This window comes from Haloarcula sp. JP-L23, assembly GCF_011602445.1.
GTDB classification, from domain to species: Archaea; Halobacteriota; Halobacteria; order Halobacteriales; family Haloarculaceae; genus Haloarcula; species Haloarcula pellucida.
In genome coordinates this window covers 2,349,153-2,368,507 of sequence record NZ_CP050014.1, presented here as the reverse complement: position 1 = coordinate 2,368,507, position 19,355 = coordinate 2,349,153, and the positions used below count along the sequence as shown (strand labels likewise).

At 65.5% G+C, this 19,355-nt stretch carries 21 protein-coding genes; 13 read left to right on the top strand and 8 right to left on the bottom strand.

Annotation, left to right across the window (positions count from 1 at the left end):
- The first annotated feature begins 165 nt into the window (after positions 1-165).
- The 5 genes from G9465_RS12150 to dinB all read left to right on the top strand — a co-directional run bounded on the left by G9465_RS12150 (position 166) and on the right by dinB (position 4,870).
- The gene (locus G9465_RS12150) at positions 166-1,296 is read left to right on the top strand and encodes an ATP-binding protein (protein WP_227015544.1); all 1,131 of its coding nucleotides are present in this window, start codon (positions 166-168) and stop codon (positions 1,294-1,296) included.
- A 289-nt stretch (positions 1,297-1,585) separates the two neighbouring features.
- The gene (locus G9465_RS12145) at positions 1,586-2,026 is read left to right on the top strand and encodes an ester cyclase (RefSeq protein WP_166970322.1); all 441 of its coding nucleotides are present in this window, start codon (positions 1,586-1,588) and stop codon (positions 2,024-2,026) included.
- Positions 2,027-2,429: 403 nt separating this feature from the next.
- Complete coding sequence (locus G9465_RS12140; RefSeq protein ID WP_166970320.1) at positions 2,430-2,753, top strand: hypothetical protein; 324 nt, start codon at positions 2,430-2,432, stop codon at positions 2,751-2,753.
- Positions 2,754-3,091: 338 nt separating this feature from the next.
- Positions 3,092-3,493, top strand: a complete 402-nt coding sequence (locus G9465_RS12135) for a hypothetical protein (RefSeq protein WP_166970318.1) — start codon at positions 3,092-3,094, stop codon at positions 3,491-3,493.
- 54 nt (positions 3,494-3,547) lie between these two features.
- Positions 3,548-4,870, top strand: coding sequence for a DNA polymerase IV (gene dinB, locus G9465_RS12130; protein ID WP_166970316.1), 1,323 nt, complete (start codon positions 3,548-3,550; stop codon positions 4,868-4,870).
- 11 nt (positions 4,871-4,881) lie between these two features.
- Here the strand turns inward: dinB and G9465_RS12125 are convergent, their stop codons facing one another.
- Complete coding sequence (locus G9465_RS12125; protein WP_166970312.1) at positions 4,882-5,229, bottom strand: hypothetical protein; 348 nt, start codon at positions 5,227-5,229, stop codon at positions 4,882-4,884.
- Positions 5,230-5,374: 145 nt separating this feature from the next.
- Between G9465_RS12125 and G9465_RS12120 the strand changes: the two genes are divergently transcribed.
- On the top strand, positions 5,375-7,138 hold the full coding sequence (locus G9465_RS12120) for a helicase HerA domain-containing protein (RefSeq protein ID WP_166970309.1): 1,764 nt from the start codon (positions 5,375-5,377) through the stop codon (positions 7,136-7,138).
- A 13-nt stretch (positions 7,139-7,151) separates the two neighbouring features.
- On the opposite strand, the gene tpiA is transcribed toward G9465_RS12120, so the two are convergent.
- Positions 7,152-7,799, bottom strand: coding sequence for a triose-phosphate isomerase (tpiA, locus tag G9465_RS12115; RefSeq protein ID WP_166970306.1), 648 nt, complete (start codon positions 7,797-7,799; stop codon positions 7,152-7,154).
- Positions 7,800-7,912: 113 nt separating this feature from the next.
- Between tpiA and G9465_RS12110 the strand changes: the two genes are divergently transcribed.
- Positions 7,913-8,470, top strand: a complete 558-nt coding sequence (locus G9465_RS12110; protein ID WP_166970304.1) for a response regulator transcription factor — start codon at positions 7,913-7,915, stop codon at positions 8,468-8,470.
- On the opposite strand, the gene G9465_RS12105 is transcribed toward G9465_RS12110, so the two are convergent.
- From G9465_RS12105 to hisC, 4 genes are read right to left on the bottom strand one after another with little or no spacing between them, the layout of a single operon-like run.
- Positions 8,467-8,994, bottom strand: coding sequence for a multiprotein bridging factor aMBF1 (locus tag G9465_RS12105; RefSeq protein WP_166970302.1), 528 nt, complete (start codon positions 8,992-8,994; stop codon positions 8,467-8,469). The two genes, G9465_RS12110 and G9465_RS12105, sit on opposite strands and share 4 nt — an antisense overlap.
- A 43-nt stretch (positions 8,995-9,037) precedes the next feature.
- Positions 9,038-9,646, bottom strand: a complete 609-nt coding sequence (locus G9465_RS12100; protein ID WP_166970301.1) for a CDP-alcohol phosphatidyltransferase family protein — start codon at positions 9,644-9,646, stop codon at positions 9,038-9,040.
- Positions 9,643-10,149 carry an adenylate kinase family protein gene (locus G9465_RS12095; protein ID WP_166970299.1) on the bottom strand — a complete coding sequence of 169 codons (507 nt, stop codon included), beginning with the start codon at positions 10,147-10,149 and terminating at the stop codon, positions 9,643-9,645. The genes G9465_RS12100 and G9465_RS12095 overlap by 4 nt, the downstream gene beginning before the upstream one ends.
- Positions 10,146-11,228 (bottom strand): histidinol-phosphate transaminase, encoded by a 1,083-nt coding sequence (gene hisC, locus G9465_RS12090; protein WP_166970297.1) that lies wholly within the window; start codon positions 11,226-11,228, stop codon positions 10,146-10,148. The genes G9465_RS12095 and hisC overlap by 4 nt, the downstream gene beginning before the upstream one ends.
- 145 nt (positions 11,229-11,373) lie before the next feature.
- Between hisC and G9465_RS12085 the strand changes: the two genes are divergently transcribed.
- Positions 11,374-12,072, top strand: coding sequence for a chemotaxis protein CheC (locus tag G9465_RS12085; RefSeq protein ID WP_166970295.1), 699 nt, complete (start codon positions 11,374-11,376; stop codon positions 12,070-12,072).
- A gap of 57 nt (positions 12,073-12,129) precedes the next feature.
- Positions 12,130-12,585, top strand: coding sequence for a transporter (locus G9465_RS12080; protein ID WP_166970293.1), 456 nt, complete (start codon positions 12,130-12,132; stop codon positions 12,583-12,585).
- On the opposite strand, the gene G9465_RS12075 is transcribed toward G9465_RS12080, so the two are convergent.
- Together G9465_RS12075 and G9465_RS12070 are read right to left on the bottom strand one after the other, a co-directional pair.
- The gene (locus G9465_RS12075; protein ID WP_166970290.1) at positions 12,582-14,219 is read right to left on the bottom strand and encodes a GMC family oxidoreductase; all 1,638 of its coding nucleotides are present in this window, start codon (positions 14,217-14,219) and stop codon (positions 12,582-12,584) included. The two genes, G9465_RS12080 and G9465_RS12075, sit on opposite strands and share 4 nt — an antisense overlap.
- 75 nt (positions 14,220-14,294) lie before the next feature.
- Positions 14,295-15,068, bottom strand: coding sequence for a fumarylacetoacetate hydrolase family protein (locus tag G9465_RS12070; protein ID WP_166970288.1), 774 nt, complete (start codon positions 15,066-15,068; stop codon positions 14,295-14,297).
- A gap of 162 nt (positions 15,069-15,230) precedes the next feature.
- On the opposite strand from G9465_RS12070, the gene G9465_RS12065 reads away from it, so the two are divergent.
- The 4 genes from G9465_RS12065 (at position 15,231) to G9465_RS12050 (ending at position 19,348) form a co-directional block, all read left to right on the top strand.
- Positions 15,231-15,965: a prephenate dehydrogenase/arogenate dehydrogenase family protein gene (locus tag G9465_RS12065; RefSeq protein WP_166970286.1), complete on the top strand. Its 735-nt coding sequence runs from the start codon at positions 15,231-15,233 to the stop codon at positions 15,963-15,965.
- Complete coding sequence (locus G9465_RS12060; protein WP_166970284.1) at positions 15,962-17,386, top strand: small ribosomal subunit Rsm22 family protein; 1,425 nt, start codon at positions 15,962-15,964, stop codon at positions 17,384-17,386. Before G9465_RS12065 ends, G9465_RS12060 begins: the two co-directional genes overlap by 4 nt.
- Positions 17,387-17,468: 82 nt before the next feature.
- A complete protein-coding gene (surE, locus tag G9465_RS12055) occupies positions 17,469-18,266 on the top strand; it encodes a 5'/3'-nucleotidase SurE (protein ID WP_166970282.1) in 798 nt (265 codons plus the stop codon).
- Positions 18,267-18,298: 32 nt separating this feature from the next.
- Entirely contained in the window at positions 18,299-19,348 is a 1,050-nt protein-coding gene (locus G9465_RS12050; protein WP_166970280.1) for a lysylphosphatidylglycerol synthase transmembrane domain-containing protein, read from the top strand.
- The last annotated feature ends 7 nt before the right edge of the window (positions 19,349-19,355 follow it).

Sequence of the window (19,355 nt, the reverse complement as noted above, 5' to 3'; positions counted from 1 at the left end):
GCGATTTTGCGACCTATTTGAAAAGTCGTTACTGTAGTAGTTACTTTGTTTCAAACCTATGTGGGAGAATACACTGTTCAGTGTGCATGTGTATTCACCAGATTAGTACTGTTTGAAGGATATCTATTTACCACAATATGCAAAACCCTAAACTAATTCAACCATATGACTACCCTGAATGATACTCGGCGCGACCAGTTGAAAACGGTCTGTGGACTCAGTATTATCCTGGTTGCAGGCGCTCTAATGGGAGTTGTTGAATTCCGCCATATCCAGAAGATGTCGTCGTCCCTTGGTGTTGCCGTCTTCGCTCTCCTTCCGTTCATGATCAATCTCGGGCTCATTGGTGCCGGCATCGTCTTATGGCGCAGTCGTTTCAACGGAGATGACATTTTGCGAGTCGCTGGCTGGGTTGTTCTTGGGATGACGGTCATTGGCCTGTTGGCGACGTGGACCATTACCCACCAGAACATCCGTGGCCGACCGTTCGCCCACGCACCATTCGTGACGGTAAACAACCTCAGTGCTGGCGGCGTGATCGGGTTCGTGATCGGCTGGTACGACATCCTCCGTCGTCGACACTGGCAGCAGGTCGAGACGGAGCGAGCCCGGATCAAGTTCCTCCACAGTTCGTTGCGGCACAACGTCCTGAATGGATTGACCGTCATCCTCGGGAACGTCGAATTCCTCGAGGCGCATGTGGATGAAACCGCCACCGAGCTTGAATCGATTCGCAACCGAGGTCAGGAACTGAAGCGGTTCGCCGAGGCGACCAGCGCGTTGATGCAGAACTTCCACGAGGTATCCGATATCTCTCTCCGACCGCTCGTCCTGTCGGACACGCTCACTGAAGAGATCGAGAAGGCTAGGGAGCAATTCGACCACGCCGAGTTCACTGTGGAGTGCCCCGCTGACATATATATCGAAGGGGACGACTTCGTGGCCGAGTTAATCTCGAACCTCCTTTCGAATGCCGTTTTGCACAACGATAAGCCGACTCCGGAAGTCTCCGTAACGGCGCGCCGAGCTGATGACACAGTGGTCGTTCGCGTGGCTGATAATGGACAGGGGATACCCGACGAGGAAAAAGCTCGCATGCTAGAATGGAACGTAAAAGGGGTCGACAGTGCCGGAGCCGGACTGGGGTTAGCAATTGCGAACACAGTCGCAGAACGCTACGATGGAACACTTTGGATCGAGGACAACGATCCCGAGGGGACGGTCGTAAACGTCGAACTTCCTGTAGCATCTCACAATGCCTCCGCCGCCTCTCCAGAAGACATTCCGACAACGTGAGTGACCGATACACAACTTGCGCTCTATACTTTGCTCGTCCCGATGGTTTCGAGTAGGATACCGGTGTTTGTACGATCTATACTGACCGATTGACGACTTGTGGAAGAAGTCGTCACTACCTTAGCCACTGCGTTTCAGAGATAATTAAGAGAATACGACGTTCAGTAGATCTGCATATTATTCGGCGCTACCACTGTTGCGAAGGTGAACGGTATTCCCTCAGCCTTTGTGTGTAAATCTCTAGCAACCCTTTTGACTTCGTGTCCCCTCTACTCAAGAAGTAATTCCTATGACGACGCCGGAAGAGAACAAGAAGATTGTTTACCAACTAAACGATATATGGCAGGGTGATTTGGAAATTGTAAATGAGCTAGTCGCGGAAAGCTACAAAAACCATAATCCGATTGTGCCTGATGCTCCTCCCGGACCAGAAGGATTTAAGCAAAACGTCACTGCGCTCCTGACGGCGTTTCCGGACCTCAACTGGACTCTTGAGGATGTCATCGCAGAAGATGATAAGGTAGTGTTCCGTGCCATCGGTCACGGTACACACGAGGGAGAATTGATGGGGATTGAACCGACTGGCCGAGAGGTAACGCTTTCAGGCATCGTGATTTTCCGCATCGATGATGGACGAGTCGTCGAACGGTGGGCACAGTTCGATACGACGGGGATGCTCAGCCAGCTCGGTGTATCTACCTATCCCAGCGAACTATCCAGAAGTTCGTAATCGCCACGCGGACTTTTTCCGCGAGAAACTCAACTTCGATACCGGTGATTCGTAACTTCACCACCACGCTGAGTCGCATCGCAGATAACCTCACGAATTCTTCGAGTTCCGTTATCCCTCCGACCCAACCCCCTTACTCAAACACCTACAACCGCAAGACTGTGATGTGTCTCGCGCTTCCCGATGTTACCAGTGTCGCGGTTTCGAGGGGGTGTATTCAGATACCGAAGCACGTCATCAGCGTGGCAAGCCGAAGTACGTCGTCGCGCCGGAGACGGAACACGCCTTCCAGCGGCGGTCCCGGGCCGCTAGCTACGAGGACAAGACGGCTGAGTCGGTCCCAAATCGAAGGGGTGCTCCAGTCCCGAAATCGCTTTGGGCGTCTCGTGGCGACAGTGACCCGATGACCACTATCAGAGACTCACTCCCGGCGCGACCGCTGTCGACGGCGGAAGTCAAGGCTCTCGAAGCCCAGCACGACGAGTACGGCGTCGCGCCGGTCGGATTCTTCCCGGACCTCGACATCGTGACGGCGTTCGTCGTCATCGTCGAGGGCGAACGCGGCTACAGTCTCGGGTTCGACAGAACCGGGGAACAGTGGGTACTCGTCGAACAGTTCGAAGACGGCGACGACTTTGCAGGCGTCACCGACCGCCTCCGTAAGTGGATGGGCGACGACTGGGACGACGTCGACGAAGACACCGTCGAACTCGACGACGTCGTCTGATACGGCTCGCCACCTGTCACTCTGCCTGAGTAAGGTTGAAGTGCAATCGTGTGTAACGTTATCATGGAGCCCCCGAGCTCCCAGCGGGAACGACCGCTGTAGCTTCCGGGATTGGCATCGGCGGCCAACTGTCGTCGGCGGGCTAGGCCACCCCGCCGACTTCGCTTCGTTTTACTGCGACGACGACAGGTTGAGGTGACAGTCGCGTGTCCTCGTACGCATGAGTGTACTGGCCGCGGTTCTCAGAGTCGGCGAGACGCCGCCGATAGGGCCGGCATGGCCCGCGCGTCGAGGCACACCTGTACGACGGGGGCCTGCCCAGACTCGTCGCCTATCGAGTGAGGGAGGGCCCGGAACTGGAGCGCCACCCGGGCGCGTACGCACCAGATTTCGCGGCGGAGCCGGCCTACCCCGTGACCGACGTCCTACTGGCACTCCCAGACGCCCGTGGACTCTCGTCCATCGGCCAGCGACTCGACACGCTTTCTACGAAGGCCGAGGCGAACTACGGCCGCGATTTCGGCGCGATGGTGTTCAAGACCGACGTCGAGTGGGGGAGCGACGGCTACGGTCGTCTCTTCGAGGCCCGGAGCCAACTGGAGGCCCACCCGTTCGACGGGCAAGTTACGGTCACGCTGACGCCCGCAGTGACGGACGAACAGGCGGCGGCGCTTCGCGCGAACCTCGACCGGATCGCCGGGCCGACGCGCGTGTACGTCGCTGACTCTGACGCCGAGTGACCGCGACTCGTCGTCGGGCGGAGACGTTTTGGGCCCGCGTGTGTACCTTCAAACATGGACGCCGCGCGGCTTCCCGGGACCTCGGCGACCGACCAAGTGGTCGCACACGTCGACATGGACTGTTTCTACGCGGCCTGTGAACGCCGACGGGAACCCGCCCTCGAAGGCGAACCGCTCGTCGTCGGCATGGGCTACGAGAACGGGGAGGTCCACGGCGCCGTCGCGACGGCGAGTTACGAAGCCCGCGAGTACGGCGTCGAATCCGCGATGGCTATCTCCGAGGCACTGGAGCGCCTCCCTCGGAAAGTCGCGGCCGCCGACGACCCCGACCTGTCCGTCGACGAGGCGGGATTCTACCGCCCGGTCGACATGGACCACTACGAGGCCGTCGCGAGCGAGGTCAAAACTATCCTCCACGACGCCGCCGAGGTGGTCCGCGAGGTCAGCATCGACGAGGCGTATCTGGACGTCACCGACGACGTGGCGTGGGACGAGGCCGAGTCGTGGGCCGCCACGCTGAAGTCGACCATCGAGTCCGAAGTGGGCGTCGTCGCGAGCGTCGGCGTCGCCCCGACGATGAGCGCCGCGAAAGTCGCGAGCGACTACGACAAGCCCGACGGCCTCGTCGTCGTCCGGCCGGGGGACGTCCGGGAGTTCTTCGCGGACCTCCCCGTGGAAGAAGTCCACGGCGTCGGCCCGGTGACGGCCCGTGAACTCGCGGCGCTGGACATCGAGACGGCGGGGGACCTCGCCGCTGCGGACCCGGAGACGTTAGACGCTCGCTTCGGCGAGCGCGGATTGGAGATACGGCGCTACGCTCGCGGCGAGGACACACGCTCGGTCACGCCCAGAGGCGACCCGAAGAGCCTCTCACGCGAGTCCGCGTTCACCGAGGCCGTCGAAGACAGTGAGGAGAAGCGCCGGAAGGTCCGCACCCTCGCGTCGGCCGTCGCCGACCGTGCCCATCGCAAAGAGGCCCGCTACCAGACTATCGGCATCAAGGTCGTCGAACCGCCGTTCGACGTGAACACCCGCGCGCGGTCCCTGCCCGGTCCGGTCGACGACGCGGACCTCGTCGAGTCGGTGGCGCTGGACCTCTTGACGGAGTTCGAAGACGCCGCGGTCCGGAAGGTCGGCGTCCGCGTCTCGAACCTAGACTTCTCGGTGGGCGAACAGGCACGTCTCAGCGGCTTCGACGGGGCGGACGCGTCGACGGGCGACAGCGAGACGACGGCGGACGGAGCGGTACCCGAGAGCGACTCGGAGGGGCAGGTCTCTCTCACCGAATTCGAAGGTGCGGCGGCGGAACGAGAGCGAGCGGACGACGCGACGACACAAGAACGAGCGGGACAGGCGTCGCTGGGTGATTTCAACTGACGGCCGAGCGCTCAGGCGACGCCGTTCTCTAAGTTCTCCAGTAACTTGCCGACGAACAGTCCCGCGCGCGGCGATATCGTGTCTGCATCGGGTACCGTCGTCGGATGGGCCGCGAGCGTCTGGACGAACTGTTCGCTATGGGTCATCGCGTTGAGCATATCCACCACGTCGACGACCAGTCCCTCGTCGTCCGTCTCCATCTCGGGGTACCGATCTTTCTCGGCGTCGGTGTAGGTAATCGTCCACGCCGGGCCGCCGACGGCGGCAAGAACGTCCGAGAGCGGCGCCACCTCCAGTGGCCCGTCGCCCGTGCCGACGTAGACGATGCCGTCCTCGACGTGGGTGTCGTAGCGGGTCATGTGGTCGTTACTGCCACTCGGTGGCACGGAGGAGGGCCAGCACAATAGCCCTTGCTCACCTCTCACCGATACGACTGGTCGAATGACTGACTGGCGTCTGACGGAGAGTTATGGGCGGTGAGATGCTCAGTCCCGACAAGAACGCATGGCAGAGACTGAACACATCACCGTCGCGGACACGAGCGCGGGTCCCGGTGGCACCGAAGACCCGGGTCTGTCCGTCGACATTCCGGTGGTCGAACTGCTGACCGGGCGGGGGTTCATCACCGGCAAGTCCGGGTCGGGGAAGTCCAACACCGCGAGCGTCGTCGCCGAGAAGTTGCTGGACAACGGCTTTGGCCTCCTCATCGTCGATATCGACGGCGAGTACTACGGCCTGAAAGAGGAGTACGAGATTCTCCACGTCGGCGGCGACGAGGAGTGTGACATACAGGTCACCGAGGAACACGCGGGCAAGATAGCGTCGTTGGCCCTCGAACAGAACGTCCCCATCATCCTCGACGTCTCGTCGTTTCTAGACGAGGAGGAAGCAGAGGCCCTGCTGACGGCCGTCGCCAGACAACTGTTCGCCAAGGCGAAGAAGCAAAAGCAGCCGTTCCTGATGCTCGTCGAGGAATGCCACGAGTGGATTCCCGAGAAGGGTGGGATGGGCGAAGTCGGGAAGATGCTCATCAAAATCGGCAAGCGGGGTCGCAAACACGGCCTCGGTATCGTCGGCATCAGCCAGCGACCCGCCGACGTCAAGAAGGACTACATCACCCAGTGCGACTGGCTGGTATGGCACAGACTCACGTGGAACAACGACACCAAAGTCGTTGGGCGCATCCTCGACAACAACTACGCCGACGCCGTCGAGGACTTAGACGACGGCGAGGCGTTCATGATGACCGACTGGGCCGAACAGGTCCGCCGGGTCCAGTTCCACCGCAAGCAGACGTTCGACGCGGGTGCCACGCCCGGCCTCGACGACTTCGAGCGGCCCGAACTGAAGTCCGTCAGCGACGACCTCGTCTCGGAACTGGAGACCATCAGCGAAGAGAAGCAGGCCACGGAGAACCGCATCAAGGAACTCCGCGAGGAACTGGACAAGAAGAACTCACGCATCGCCGAACTGGAAACCGAACTGCAAGACGCCAGAGACCTCCAACGGATGGCCGAGCAGTTCACCGAGGCACTGGTGGGCCACGTCGAGGGCTACAACCCCGGTCGTACCGCACAGGAGGAGATGCGTCGGCAGCGAGAGCGGTTCTCGGAACCCTCGGAGGACGGAACCGACGGGGTACAGACCGACGCCACGTCGGGCGGCGGGTTCGGCGACGCGTTCAGCGCCTTCAGCGACGACGGCGTAGCGATGAACGGTGGGAGCGACGACGGCGTCGCCACGAACGGGTCCGCGCCGGCGGCGAACGGTGCGTCGGCGAACGGTGCGTCGGCGAACGGTGCGTCGACGAACGGCACAGCGACGAGCGGACACGCCGAGGACGACGGCGACGCCGACGCGGCCCTCGCGGCGGCGATGGCTGCAGTCGAGGACGAGGAGAGCGCCGACGACCCGGCAGACGGCGACGCGACCGACCGGCCCGCCGTCGTCGCCGACGTCGTCGCAGACCTCGCAGAGATGAGCGACAAGACGCTGCGGATGCTGGCCTACTACCGGGAACACGGCCCGGGCACGCCGCTGAACGCCCAGTTCTCCGCCGGCGGGGACGGGGACCGAACCGCCGCGTACGCCCGGAATCGAACCTTGCGCCTCCGCGGCCTCGTCGAACACGTCGGTCGCGGGAAGTACGACTACCGACTCCGTGCGCTGGTCAGCGAGGAGAGCGACGAGACGCTCGACGAGTCGACGGTAGAAGATTACGCCACGCGAATCGAACGCGACGTACTCGACGGTCACGGCGAGGCGTGACCGCGTTCGACGGTTAGTTCAGCGGTGCGACGAGGTCTTCGAGCGCGGCCCGCGGGTCGTCGGCCTTCGCGACGCCGCTCGCGAGGAGGACGCCGCTCGCGCCGAGGTCCGACGCGGAGACGAGGTCTTCGCCCGTCGAGATACCGGCGCCACAGAGGACGTCGACGTCACCGTCGACGCGTGCCGCGGCGTCGACAGCGCCGGTGACGATGTCGGGGTCGGCCTTGCTGACCGGGGTGCCGGTACCGATGAGTTCCGGCGGTTCGACGGCGACGGCATCGGGGCCAAGCGCCGCGGCGGCGCCGATCTGGTCGGGGTTGTTCGCACAGACGATGGTTTCGAGGTCGGCGCGCTCGGCCGCGTCCAGCGAGGCGTCGATGTCGGCGAGTTTGAGACGGTTCTCGGAGTGGTTCAGCATGGTCCCGACCGCGCCGGCGTCGGCGACGGCCTCGGCGAGCGTACTGCCGGTGTGGCTCCCGTGTTCGTTGGGGCTGACGTGCTGGGCCCACGTCTCGACGCCCGTCTCGGCCACCGTACTCAGGTGGGCGGCCTGCGGCGCGACGGCTATACGGACGCCGGAATCGTCGGCGACGTCGGCCGCGGCGGTCGCTACTTCGATTGGGTCGCACGGATACGCTTTCAGGTTGACGAGGACGAACATACACCATCCACCGGGGCCCGCCGGCAAATAGGTTGCGAGAGCGTACGCACCACAGGAACGACGGATGAGTGAGGATTAAGATACTGGACTGTAAACACCCGCAGAGACAAGTCGTGACCGCCGAGGACGAGACGCCGACCGTACTCATCGTCGAAGACGAACAGCACCTCGCCGACCTCTATACGGACTACCTCTCGGACCAGTTCGACGTCGAGACGGCCTACAGCGGTGAGGAGGGCATCGAGATGCTCTCACCTACCGTCGACGTCGTCTTGCTGGACCGTCGGATGCCGGTCGTCTCCGGCAACGAGGTGCTCGCCGAGATCGAGGAGCGGAGCCTCGACTGTCGGGTTGCCATGGTGACAGCGGTCAATCCCGACTTCGACATCATCGACATGGGCGTCGACGACTACCTCGTAAAGCCGGTCACGCGCGAGGACCTGACCGACGTCGTCGACCGGCTCGACAAAATCGCGACGTACAACGAAGAACTCCAGCGACTCACGTCCCGGAAACTGAAGCGAAACGTCCTGCAGGTAGAGAAGACCCGGACCGAACTCGACGGAAGCGAACAGTATCGACGGCTCCAGTCGGAGATCGCCGACATCGAAGAACGGGTCGATACGCTGGCCGCCGAGTTAGACGTCGAAGAGAAGGATCTGCGTCTCTAGTCTTTCCGTTCGACGACGTCGCCGAGGGTGTACTCGCCGCTACTGGACCCACCGGACCACTCGGCTTCGTCGGTGCTGCCGCCCGCGCTCAGGTCGATGCCGAGCGCGCGTTCCAGTTTCTTTCGCACGTCGTCGCTCGGGAGCGAGTTGCCCTGTTCGAGCTTTCGGATGAGGCTCGCCTTCTCGTTGAGTTGCTGGGCGAGGTCCTTCTGGCTCAGCCCCTTCGACTCGCGGGCCTGCCGAATCTGGTCGTCGAAGTCCTGGGCTATCTCGTCCATCTCGTCGAACATGTCCCGGCGTCGGCCGCCGCTCGACGAGGAAGACGACGAACTCGACGACGAGGACGACCCCTCGGAACTACTCGACGACGTCGAGTACTTCGTCGACGTAGACGACGAGGAGTCCTGCGTCTTCACCTCGGTCCCGAAGTCAGTACACTCGTCGCAGACGTCGAGTTCTGCCCCCTCGATTTTGACACGGTTGGGAGCGGAGACCTCCTTGCCGCACATCTCGCACTGTACCATAGCGCAGGGTTGGAGAGGGCGCGGTATAAATGGTGCGTTGCCCCTACTCCAGCGCCTGCATCGAGTAGTAAAACCGCTGGAGCGCGGTGAAGTGTCCGACGACGGCGAAGACGACGAGCAGCCACCCGACGAGCGTGACGTTCAGCGCCGTTGGGTTCGCGAACGCGGCGATACCGGTGACGATTCCCACGAGGGCGAGGCGGTCCGCGCGGCCCAGTAGGCCGCCGTAGACGCGGTCGAGGCCGACTGCTTGCGCCTGCGTGCCGAGGTACGAGGTCATCAGGACACCCGTGACGGCGGCGATGCCCAGCGCCCACCGACCGAGGCCGGCCGCGAGGCCGACGATGATGACGATGTCCGCATAGCGGTCCAGCACGTGATCGAGCAGGTCGCCCGCGTCGGAGGCGACGTTCATCTCGCGGGCCAGCGCCCCGTCGACGAGGTCCAGCCACCCGTTCAGGAACACGAGGACGGCCCCGGCGAGGTACAGCAGGGGGTCCTGCGAGGCGACGGCGTAGACGCCGCCGGCCGCCCCGGCGAGCAGGAACGCGAGGACGCTGACGCCGTTGGGCGAGAGACCGACGGTCTTTGCGGCCCCGACGAACGGCCCGAGCGCTCGGTCTGCGACCGAGCGGAACCTGTCCAGCGTCATAGCCAGTCGACGTAGGAGACGGTGCCAGCGCTCGGTTCGACCTCGCCGGCGACGACGGCCGAGATGGCGTCGGCCACCGCGTCCGGGTCCCGGTCGGTCGTGTCTATCTCGTAGACGCTGTCGGTGCCGTGATGGTGGACGGCCTCGGAGAGGACGACGTCGAGCGCTTCTGACTCCGCATTTTCGTACGCCTTCGAGTCCGAGTCGCCGCGCCCGCGCAGGCGGTCGACGACGGTGTCGGGATGGGCCCGCAGGACGGCCACGCGGTCGGCCTCGAAGTTGTGGGCCAGGTGTGACTCGAAGAGGACGTCGTCACGGCCGTCCAGCCACTCCGCGACGGCGTCCATGTCGGCGACCAGACTCCCGCGTTCCTCGTCGACGCCGGTCGAGAACCCCTCGGATTTGATTACGTCGTTGAGGTGGACGACGTCGAGGTCGGTGTCCAGTCGCGCTGTCGCGGTGGTCTTGCCCGTCCCGGGCGTCCCGGTGACTGCGACTCTCACGCCTCGACCACCTCGATGATGTCGTTCAGGACCGAGACGGCGTGCTCGGTGTCTTCCTCTGTGCCACAGGTGATGCGGATGCACTCGGGGAGTCCAAACGAAGAACAGTCGCGGACGATGACGCCCTGTTCCTGTGCGGCCTCGGCGACGGCGGCGGCGTCACCGACTTCGGCGAGCACGAAGTTGCCCGCGCTGTCCCACGTATCGGCCGCGAGTTCGTCGTGGATGTACTCGCGCGCCCACGCGGCTGTCTCGACGGAGCGTTCGACGTGGTCGTCGTCGGAGAGCGCCGCGAGGCCGGCCCGACAGGCCAGTTCGCTCGCCGAGAACGGGGTGTTGATGCGGGCGTAGGCGTCGGCCCACTCCTCGGGGACGAGGGCGTAGCCCAGACGGACTCCCGCGAGGCCGTAGGCTTTCGAGAACGTCCGCAGGAGCGCCACGTCGTCGCGCTCGGCGAGCAGGGGCCGCTTGCTCGGTGAGTCGGCGAACTCGCCGTAGGCCTCGTCTACGAGGACCAGCGTCTCCTCGTCCGTCTCCTCGGCGATGGTCCGCACGGCTTCGGTGGTGAACTCCGCGCCGGTCGGGTTGTGTGGGCTGGTGAGATAGACGATACGCTCGCCGTCGTAGTCTTTCAGCACCGTTTCTGCGGTCTGTGCGAAGTCGTCGGCCTTCGAGAGCGTGTACTCGTTGACCTCGCCGTGGTGGTAGCGGGCGCTCATCGCGTAGTAGGCGAAGCCGGGTTTCGGCACGAGCACCTCGTCGCCGGGTTCCAGCATCGCGCGAGCGAGACAGTCGAGGGCCCCGTCGCCGCCGTTGCCCAACCACACCTGTTCGGGGTCGGCGTCCCACATCGACGCCAGTTCCTCGACGAGGTCGGCGTGGGAGGACTTCGGATAGGAGTGCATGCGCGCGGCCGAGTCCCGGATGGCCTCGACGGCCAGCGGACTCGGGCCGAACATGTTCTCGTTCGACGCGAGCTTTACCATCTCGTCCGGGTCGAGACCGAGTTCCCGGGCGACTTCCTCGATACCGCGACCCGCCCTATAGACAGTGTGAGCGGAGAGGTCCCGTGGTTGCATGGATGTGCCAAGCGGGTGGGGCGGCTTAAGCGTGCCCACCTACAGAGGCCGGGAAGGCGGTCAGTCGGGCGCACACCGCCGCTGGGATTCGGTTCACTACCACCGAAAAGTAATAATACGGTGTGCTATGACGTGCCGGTAGGCGATGCCACTTCTCATCGACATCCGCAAACTGACGGTCATCAACCGGCTCATCAAGGAGGGGTCGGAGAGCGTCGCGGACTCGCTCTCGACGCTGGCCGGGGTCGACGCGTCCGTGGAAATAAAGAGCCTCTCGTTCGTGCAACCGGGCGACATCCCCACCGAGATGGGTACTGGCGAGATATACAGCGCTCGCGTCAGACTCGCCGAACCACCCTACGGCGTCTTCATGATGACGTTCTCGACGGAGACGGCCGCCGAGATCGCCCAGTTGATGACCGGGATGGACGTCGAGTCCGAGTTCACGCAACTCCACGAGTCGGCCTTACAGGAGATGTGTAACATCCTCACCTCCGGGTTCATCGACGGCATCGCGAACACGCTGGAGACGACTATCGATATGGGGACGCCAACCCTCGAGCAAGCCCAAGCGATGACCGTCGCCGACGACGCGCTCTCACACGTCCGCCGTGACTCGCTGACCATCGTCCTCGACTCGCTGGTCGACATCGCGGACAGCGACGTGGCCTTCTCGCTCCGTATCTTCCTCGTTCCAGACCCCGGGTCGTTCGTCCACCTCATCGACCAGTTAGACCGCGACGCCGAGACGGGCGACCCGACGAGCGCGGACGCCCCGGACGTCTCGGAACTGGACATGTCGAGCGAAGTGCAGGCGTTCGAGGACGCGTTCGACGGCTCCTGACGCACCGTCGCCTGCCTGTTTCGGGGCGTTCAAGAGGCCCGCGTCCAACCCACGGGCATGAGCACAGTCGATGCCGCGATTTTCGCGACACACCTTCTCTTCGCGGGCCTCTGGTCCGGCAGCGTCCTGTTCACCACCTACGCCGTCCTCCCGACGGCGATGGACGGCGACACCCGTCCCGGTCCGCTCTCGGCGATAACCGGGAAACTCCGAACCGTCTCGCGGGCGAGCGCACTGCTCCTGTTCGTCACGGGCGGGCACCTCGCGGCGACGCGGTACACCACCGAGTCGCTGACCGGGACCGGCCGCGGCCACCTCGTCGTCACGATGGTCGTCCTCTGGTTCGCGCTGGCCGGCCTCGTCGAAGTCGGGGCCTCGAAACTCGCCGACGGGTTCGCCCAGAAGAAGGTCCGCGAACCCGCCCGTAACGCCCGGCCGTTCCTGCTGGGCGCGTCGCTGGTCGCCGTCCTCCTGCTGGTCAACGCCGGCGCCATCCTCGGCCTCTACTACTAGAGCCGTTCGCCGACGTGGTCGGCACACTTCAGCGCGAGCGCCGCGATGGTCAGCGTCGGGTTCATCGACCCGGCGGTGACGAACACCGACGAGGACGCCACCGAGAGATTCTCGACGTCGTGGGTCCGTAACTGCGGGTTCACGACGCTCGCTTCCGGATCTATCCCCATTCGTGTCGTTCCCATGTGATGGTAGGCCGGGCCGGACCCCTCGCCGTCGGGGCCGGCGGTCCACGAGACGTCGACGCCCAACTCGCCGAGAATCGCGTGCTGGATGTCGTTGGCCCGCCGCATGGAGCGCTCGGCGCGTGGTCCCCACGACCACTGGACGTCGGGCACGGGGTTGCCGTGGTCGTCGGTGGTCGAGGTGTCGAGGGTCACCCGGTTCTCCTTTCGCGGTGGCTGGCCGACCAGTCCACCCATCGCGATGCTGTTGCCGTAGGCGTCTCTGAGACCGTCCAGCAGGGCATCGCCCCACTCGTCGGCCGACAGGGCGAGTTCCACCGGCGACGGGCCGGCGTAGTTGAGGAACTCCAGTTTGATGGGCGACAGTGGCTCGTCGGTGGCCGGAACGACCGTCTCGCCGTCGGCAACCCGTTCGACGGTCTGCCCCGGGTCGTCGTAGAACTGGTGGCACTCGCTGGTGAGAAAGCCGACGTGGTTCTGCCGGGTCCGGTCGTCCAGCGTGCCGCCCGCGCCGGCGAAGAGGTGATCCATGAAGTACCGCCCGACGAGGCCAGAGGCGTTCGCGAGGCCGTCGGGGTGGTGTTCGGACTGGGAGAGCAAGAGGAGGCGCGGAATCTCGACGCCGCCCGCCGCGAGGACGAACTCGCGGGCTTCCTGTGCGTGTTCGGTGCCCTCTGGCGTCGCGTAGACGGCCCTCGTCACCCGGCCGCCGCCGTCGGTTTCGAGGCGCTGGACCGGCACCCGGTCGAGGACCGTCGCGCCCTCGGCCTCGGCGGCCTCGACGTGGACGCTCGCGTCGTATTTCGCACCGGAGGGACAGACTGGCTGACAGGTACCGTAGCCGACACAGGGGCCGCGCCCGTCGTAGGACTCCGAGTTGCGAGCGTTGGGGACGCCGTGCATCGAGATGCCAAGCGACTCGCAGGCCTCGGCGAACAGCGAATCGCTGTACGAGGGCGGGAACCCGGGCAGCGGGTACGGGCCGTCCCGCGGCGGTGCGAACGGGTTGTCGGCGTCGCCGGCCACGCCCATCGCCCGTTCGGCGTCGGCGTAGTACGGCCGCAGGTCGTCGTAGTCGATGGGCCACGCCGGGTCGTCGTTGTCGTGGCCGCCGTCGAAGTCACTGGGGTGGAGTCGCATCACCATCCCCTGCCAGTGGAGCGTCGACCCGCCGACGCCCTTCACGCGAGCGGCGTTGAGCGGGTAGTATCGGTCACCGCTGGCGGAGAACGCGTCTCGCTCGCCGCCCATGTCCCAGACGGACCCGTCGTGGGCGGGCCGGATTGCCGCCTCCATCCGACGCTCTCGCTCCGCGAAGTCGAACCGTGGACCGGCCTCTAGAACGACCACGTCGTGGCCGTCGCTGGCGAGTCTGCTCGCGACGAGCGCGCCCGCCGGCCCCGCGCCGACGACGCAAACGTCCGCCCGTGATGCCGGCGTCCGGTCCATCTCGGCGTCGATTAGGTGACCCTAAACTTAGGCGTTGCCATCGACGTACGGCCGACAGGAGCAGGAAACCGCGGGTCAGGGAATCTTCACGGAGTGTTTCAGCGTCCCGATACCCTCTATCTCTATCTCCACCTCGTCGCCGTCTTCGAGCGGACCGACGCCCTCGGGGGTGCCGGTGGCGATGACGTCGCCGGGTTCCAGCGTCATGTACTCGGTGATCTCGGCGATGAGTTCCTCGACGGAGAAGATGAGGTGGTCCCGTGACGAGGACTGTTTGACCTCGCCGTTGACGCGACTTTCGATGGTGGCGTCGTCGGGGACGTGTTCCGGCGTCGCCACGAGGGGGCCGATGGGACAGGCGTTGTCGAACGCCTTCCCGCGGACCCAGTTCTGTTCTATCTCTTGATCGTCGCGGTTCGAGATGTCGTTGAGGCAGGTGTACCCCGCGACGACGTCCATCGCACCGGACTCGCTGACGTTCTTGCACTGTTCGCCGATGACGACGCCGAGTTCCGCCTCGAAGTCGATGCGTTCTTTCCCCGACGGCAGGGTGAGGTGGCTCCCGTGGGAGGCGACGGCGTTTGGCGCCTTCAGGAACAGCATCGGCCGGTCCGGCAGGTCGTTGCCCATCTCGTCGGCGTGGTCGGCGTAGTTGCGGCCGATGCAGACGATTTTGGTCGGTTCACACGGTGGAAGGATATCCACCTCGTCGGGAGCGTACGTCTCGTCGCCGAAGGCGATTCGCCCGTATGGACCGGCGGCCGCCGTGACGACCGGTTCCCCGTCCTCGACGGTCCATCGGCCGCCACGGACGTTCCCCGCGGTGTCGCGGAATCGAACGCGCTTCATGCCTCGGACGACTCGGGGCCGACGGATAAGCGTTTAGGAGGGATGAGTCGCCTGCCGGGTAGCGATTCGACGGCCGTCTACGCCACCTTCGTCAGTCGTCACATACGAGCGTGCCGGCAGTGACCGAACGGCTTTTGAGAGGCGCCGGGCTACGCTCGTCGCATGAACTGTCTCGTCGTCGGCGCCGGGTCTATGGGCCGTTGGTTCGGCCGGACCCTCCGGGACCACGCCGACGCGACACTTGCGTTCACGGACCTCGATACGGACGCGGCACGCCGGGCCGCCGACGCCGTCGGCGGCCGCGCCGTCCCCAGTGACACGGAGGACCGATTCGACGTGGTCTGCGTCGCCGTGCCGATGCCCGTCGCCGAGGAGGCCGTCGGCGAGTACGCGCCGCTGGCGACCGACGCCGTGGTCGACGTGACCGGGAGTATGGCCGGACCGCTCGCGGCGATGGAAACAGCGGCCCCCGACATCGGTCGGGCGAGCGTCCACCCCCTGTTCGCACCGGAGAACGCCCCCGGTAACGTCGCCGTCGTCACGGCCGCCGGCGGCGATGCCGTCGACGTGGTCCTCGGTGCCATCGCGGCGGCCGGCAACGACACCTTCGAGACGACGGCGGTCGAGCACGACGAAGCGATGGAGACGGTGCAGGCCGGCGCCCACGCGGCGGTCCTCGCCTACGCCATGGCTGCCGACGACGTGCCCGAACGCTTCCACACGCCGGTCTCGGGCGGACTCGCCGACCTCGTCGGACAGGTCACCGGCGGCGACGCCCACGTCTACGCCGACATACAGGCGACCTTCGAGGGGGCCGACAGCGTCGCCGAGGCCGCCCGAGAAATCGCGGACGCGGACGCGGAGACGTTCACCGCGCTGTACGAGGAGCTCTCATGAACCCCGAGACGCGCCAGCAGATACGCGAGAACGCCCAGTATCTCCGAAACGTCCGGCCGATAGACCCCGAAGAGATATTCGAGTACGTGGACGGCCAGCCACACCCGGCCGTCGTCCGACAGGTGCTCCGCGAGGAGGCCGTCGACCTCGCGCTCGTCGAACAGGACGACGGCACGTTCGTCCCGGCGCCGGAGGGACCGCTCTCCCCGACGGGTCCGTTCCACGGCGTCGAGCGCTTCCCCGAGGCGTACGGCCGGCGGGTCGAGAGCCTGCTCACCGACGCGTACGGCCCGGACTGGGAGCGTGGCGACAGCGGCGAGCAGTTGCGCGAGCGCATCCGCGACGTGAAAGAGCGCTACCTCCGGCGCGACGACGTGGCCTACGACGACCTGACGGCCCACGGCTACGCCGTCTACCACCTGCCCGACTACTACGCGGTCACGCAGTACGTCCTCTCGGACCTGTTGGCAGAGGGCTTGCTCCCCACCAGACTCCGCGTTCTCGACGTCGGCGCCGGCGTCGGGGGGCCGGCACTGGGACTGCTCGACCTCCTGCCGGACGAGGCGCTCGTGGACTACCACGCTCTCGAACCGAGCGCCGCCGCCGACGTACTCGAGACGATGCTCGACGACCCCGGGCCGAACGTCGACGTCTCGATACATCGGGAGACCGCGGAGGCGTTCGACCTCGACGCCGCCGTCGCGGACGGCGGCCCGTTCGACCTCGTGCTGTTCGGCAACGTCCTCAACGAACTCGACGACCCGGTGGCCGTCGTGGAACGCTATCTCGACGCGCTTGCCGACGACGGGACGGTGGTGGCGCTGGAACCCGCCGACCGGAACACCGCGACTGGCCTGCGCGAGATAGAGCGCGCCGTCACCGACGACGGTCCGGCGAACGTGTACGCGCCCACGGTCCGCCTGTGGCCCCACCAGACGCCCGAGAGCGAGTCGTGGTCGTTCGACCGCAAGCCCGACCTCGAAATCCCGTCGATGCAGAAACGGCTGGACGACGCCGCAGGCGGCACCCGCGAGTTCGTCAACGTCGACGTCCAGTACGCCTACAGCGTCCTCCGGAAAGACGGCAAACGGGCCATCGAGATGACGCCGGACCGTGGCACGCACGCGCCGATGGCCGACGCCGAGAACTACGTCACCGACCGGGTGAACCTGCTTGCAATCAAACTCAGTCACGACCTCTCCGAGGGAGACTCGAACCCGCTGTATCTGCTGGGTGACGGGAGCCAGCAGGTCGATCACTTCGCCGTCGTCACCGAACCCTCGCTGTTGAACGACGACCTGCGGGACGCCGACTACGGCGACCTGCTCTCGCTACAGAACGCGCTGGTCCTCTGGAACGACGACGAGGCGGCGTACAACGTCGTCGTCGACGGCGAGACGACCGTCGACCGGGCGCGATAACGAGGCGTACGCGAATCACGAGCAATCGGCAGGCGGGACGCCCGGGCAGTGGGTTTTTCTCGCCGACGGCCCCAGACGGCGTATGGACGAGCCGACCATCCTGCTGACGAACGACGACGGCATCGAGAGCGTCGGGTTGCGAGCGGTGTACGACGGACTCTCCGAGGTCGGCGACGTGACCGCGGTGGCGCCCGCAGAGGACCAGAGCGCCGTCGGACGCGCTATCTCCCACGAGGTCGACGTGCGGGACCACGAGATGGGCTACGTCGTCGACGGGACGCCGGCCGACTGCGTGGTCGCTGGACTGGAGGCGCTCATCCCCGAGACGGACCTCGTCGTCGCCGGCTGTAACCGCGGTGCGAATCTCGGCGCGTACGTGCTTGGTCGCTCGGGTACGGTGAGCGCCGCCGTCGAGGCGACGTTCTTCGACGTGCCCGCTATCGCCGTCTCGATGTACATTCCGGTCCGCGAAGACGCCGCGTTCTCGGACATCGAGGCCAACGGCGAGAGCTACGGCGAGGCGGTCAGGGCCACCTCGTATCTCGCGGATCACGCACTCGGTGCCGGCGTCTTCGAGCAGTGTGACTACCTCAACGTGAACGCGCCCGTCGCCGAGTGGGGGCCGGCCCCGCTCGAAGTCACGCGCCCCTCGCGACTGTACGAGATGGACGCCGTCCGCGAGGACGACGCCGTCACGCTCCACGACCGCATCTGGGAGCACATGGCCGACGGCGACATCCCCGATCCCGAGGGGACCGACCGCCGTGCCGTCGTCGACGGCAAGGTGAGCGTCTCGCCGCTTACCGCACCCCACACGACCGAACACCACGAGGCGCTGGACGCGCTGGCAGAGACCTACGAGAGCGAAGAGCGCCCGTAGATTGATACGGATCGGCGGCCCAACACAACGCGATGGCGACTGCCAGAGCCGAACGAGCGGGGTACGAACGCTTGGCGCTGGGCGCTGGTGTCGCACTCGCGTTGTTTGGCCTGCTGTTCCTGTCGCTCGACGTCTCCGCTACGGTCGCGGCCCTGGCCGGTGCCGACGTCCGATTCGTCGCGCTCGCGGGCCTGATGGCACTGCTCGCACAGTTCTGCTGGAGCCTGACCACCGTGGCCGTCATAGACGGCATCGACGGGTCGCTCCCGCGACGACGCGTCCAGTTGGGTTATCTCACGGGGACGTTCGGGAAGCAGGTGCTCCCGCTGGGCAACGTCGGTGGGTCGGCGATTCTGGCGTACGTCCTCGCCGAAGACCTCGATCGGCGGTTCCAAGAGGTGTTCGCGGCCGTCACAGCGAGTGAACTGCTCGTGTTCGCGGGGTCGCTCGGCGTCGCGACGCTTGGACTGGTGGCGCTGCTCGTCAGTCCGCTCCCCGGCCTCGATGGCCCCGTCGTCCTCGCGATGTTGGCGCTCGTCGCCTTCGCCCTCGTCGTCGGTGGGGCCGTTCTCGCGTACAGGCGTCACGTGGTCGCGACGCTCGTCGAACGGACGGCTGCACTCGTCAGGGCAACCGTCGGCCGCATCTCGATGCGCGTGCACCGCTCGTTGGCGCCCCGCCGCGTCACCAACGGCGTCGATTCCTTTCTCGTGTCCTTCGGTACCGCGACGGGTGACACGCGACGACTCGTCCTCGCGTCGGCGCTCGCCGTCGCGGGGTGGCTGGCGTTCTCGTCTGCGCTCTTACTCGGTTGTAGCGCCGTCGGCGTCGCGCTCCCGATCGGTCTCGCCCTGTTCCTGTCGCCGGCCAGCGGTCTCGCGACGCTTCTCCCGACGCCGGGTGGGCTGGGCGGAACCGAAATCGGACTCACCGCGGTGCTTTCCGTCCTGACTGGTGCGCCGCCGGAACTGGCCGCCGCTGGCGTCGTCGTCTACCGCCTCGCGACGTACTGGCTGGTCGTCTCGGTGGGCGCCCTCTCCTCGCTGTACCTCTCGGCGACGGTGTGGCACGCACTCGACTGAGGTGAGT

Bases quoted from the DNA above. Each gene is read 5' to 3' on its own strand.
- G9465_RS12150 (WP_227015544.1), top strand. From the start codon at position 166: ATGACTACCCTGAATGATACTCGGCGCGACCAGTTGAAAACGGTCTGT.
- G9465_RS12145 (WP_166970322.1), top strand. From the start codon at position 1,586: ATGACGACGCCGGAAGAGAACAAGAAGATTGTTTACCAACTAAACGAT.
- G9465_RS12140 (WP_166970320.1), top strand. From the start codon at position 2,430: ATGACCACTATCAGAGACTCACTCCCGGCGCGACCGCTGTCGACGGCG.
- dinB (WP_166970316.1), top strand. From the start codon at position 3,548: ATGGACGCCGCGCGGCTTCCCGGGACCTCGGCGACCGACCAAGTGGTC.
- G9465_RS12125 (WP_166970312.1), bottom strand. From the start codon at position 5,229: ATGACCCGCTACGACACCCACGTCGAGGACGGCATCGTCTACGTCGGC.
- G9465_RS12120 (WP_166970309.1), top strand. From the start codon at position 5,375: ATGGCAGAGACTGAACACATCACCGTCGCGGACACGAGCGCGGGTCCC.
- tpiA (WP_166970306.1), bottom strand. From the start codon at position 7,799: ATGTTCGTCCTCGTCAACCTGAAAGCGTATCCGTGCGACCCAATCGAA.
- G9465_RS12105 (WP_166970302.1), bottom strand. From the start codon at position 8,994: ATGGTACAGTGCGAGATGTGCGGCAAGGAGGTCTCCGCTCCCAACCGT.
- G9465_RS12100 (WP_166970301.1), bottom strand. From the start codon at position 9,646: ATGACGCTGGACAGGTTCCGCTCGGTCGCAGACCGAGCGCTCGGGCCG.
- hisC (WP_166970297.1), bottom strand. From the start codon at position 11,228: ATGCAACCACGGGACCTCTCCGCTCACACTGTCTATAGGGCGGGTCGC.
- G9465_RS12085 (WP_166970295.1), top strand. From the start codon at position 11,374: ATGCCACTTCTCATCGACATCCGCAAACTGACGGTCATCAACCGGCTC.
- G9465_RS12080 (WP_166970293.1), top strand. From the start codon at position 12,130: ATGAGCACAGTCGATGCCGCGATTTTCGCGACACACCTTCTCTTCGCG.
- G9465_RS12075 (WP_166970290.1), bottom strand. From the start codon at position 14,219: ATGGACCGGACGCCGGCATCACGGGCGGACGTTTGCGTCGTCGGCGCG.
- G9465_RS12070 (WP_166970288.1), bottom strand. From the start codon at position 15,068: ATGAAGCGCGTTCGATTCCGCGACACCGCGGGGAACGTCCGTGGCGGC.
- G9465_RS12065 (WP_166970286.1), top strand. From the start codon at position 15,231: ATGAACTGTCTCGTCGTCGGCGCCGGGTCTATGGGCCGTTGGTTCGGC.
- G9465_RS12060 (WP_166970284.1), top strand. From the start codon at position 15,962: ATGAACCCCGAGACGCGCCAGCAGATACGCGAGAACGCCCAGTATCTC.
- surE (WP_166970282.1), top strand. From the start codon at position 17,469: ATGGACGAGCCGACCATCCTGCTGACGAACGACGACGGCATCGAGAGC.
- G9465_RS12050 (WP_166970280.1), top strand. From the start codon at position 18,299: ATGGCGACTGCCAGAGCCGAACGAGCGGGGTACGAACGCTTGGCGCTG.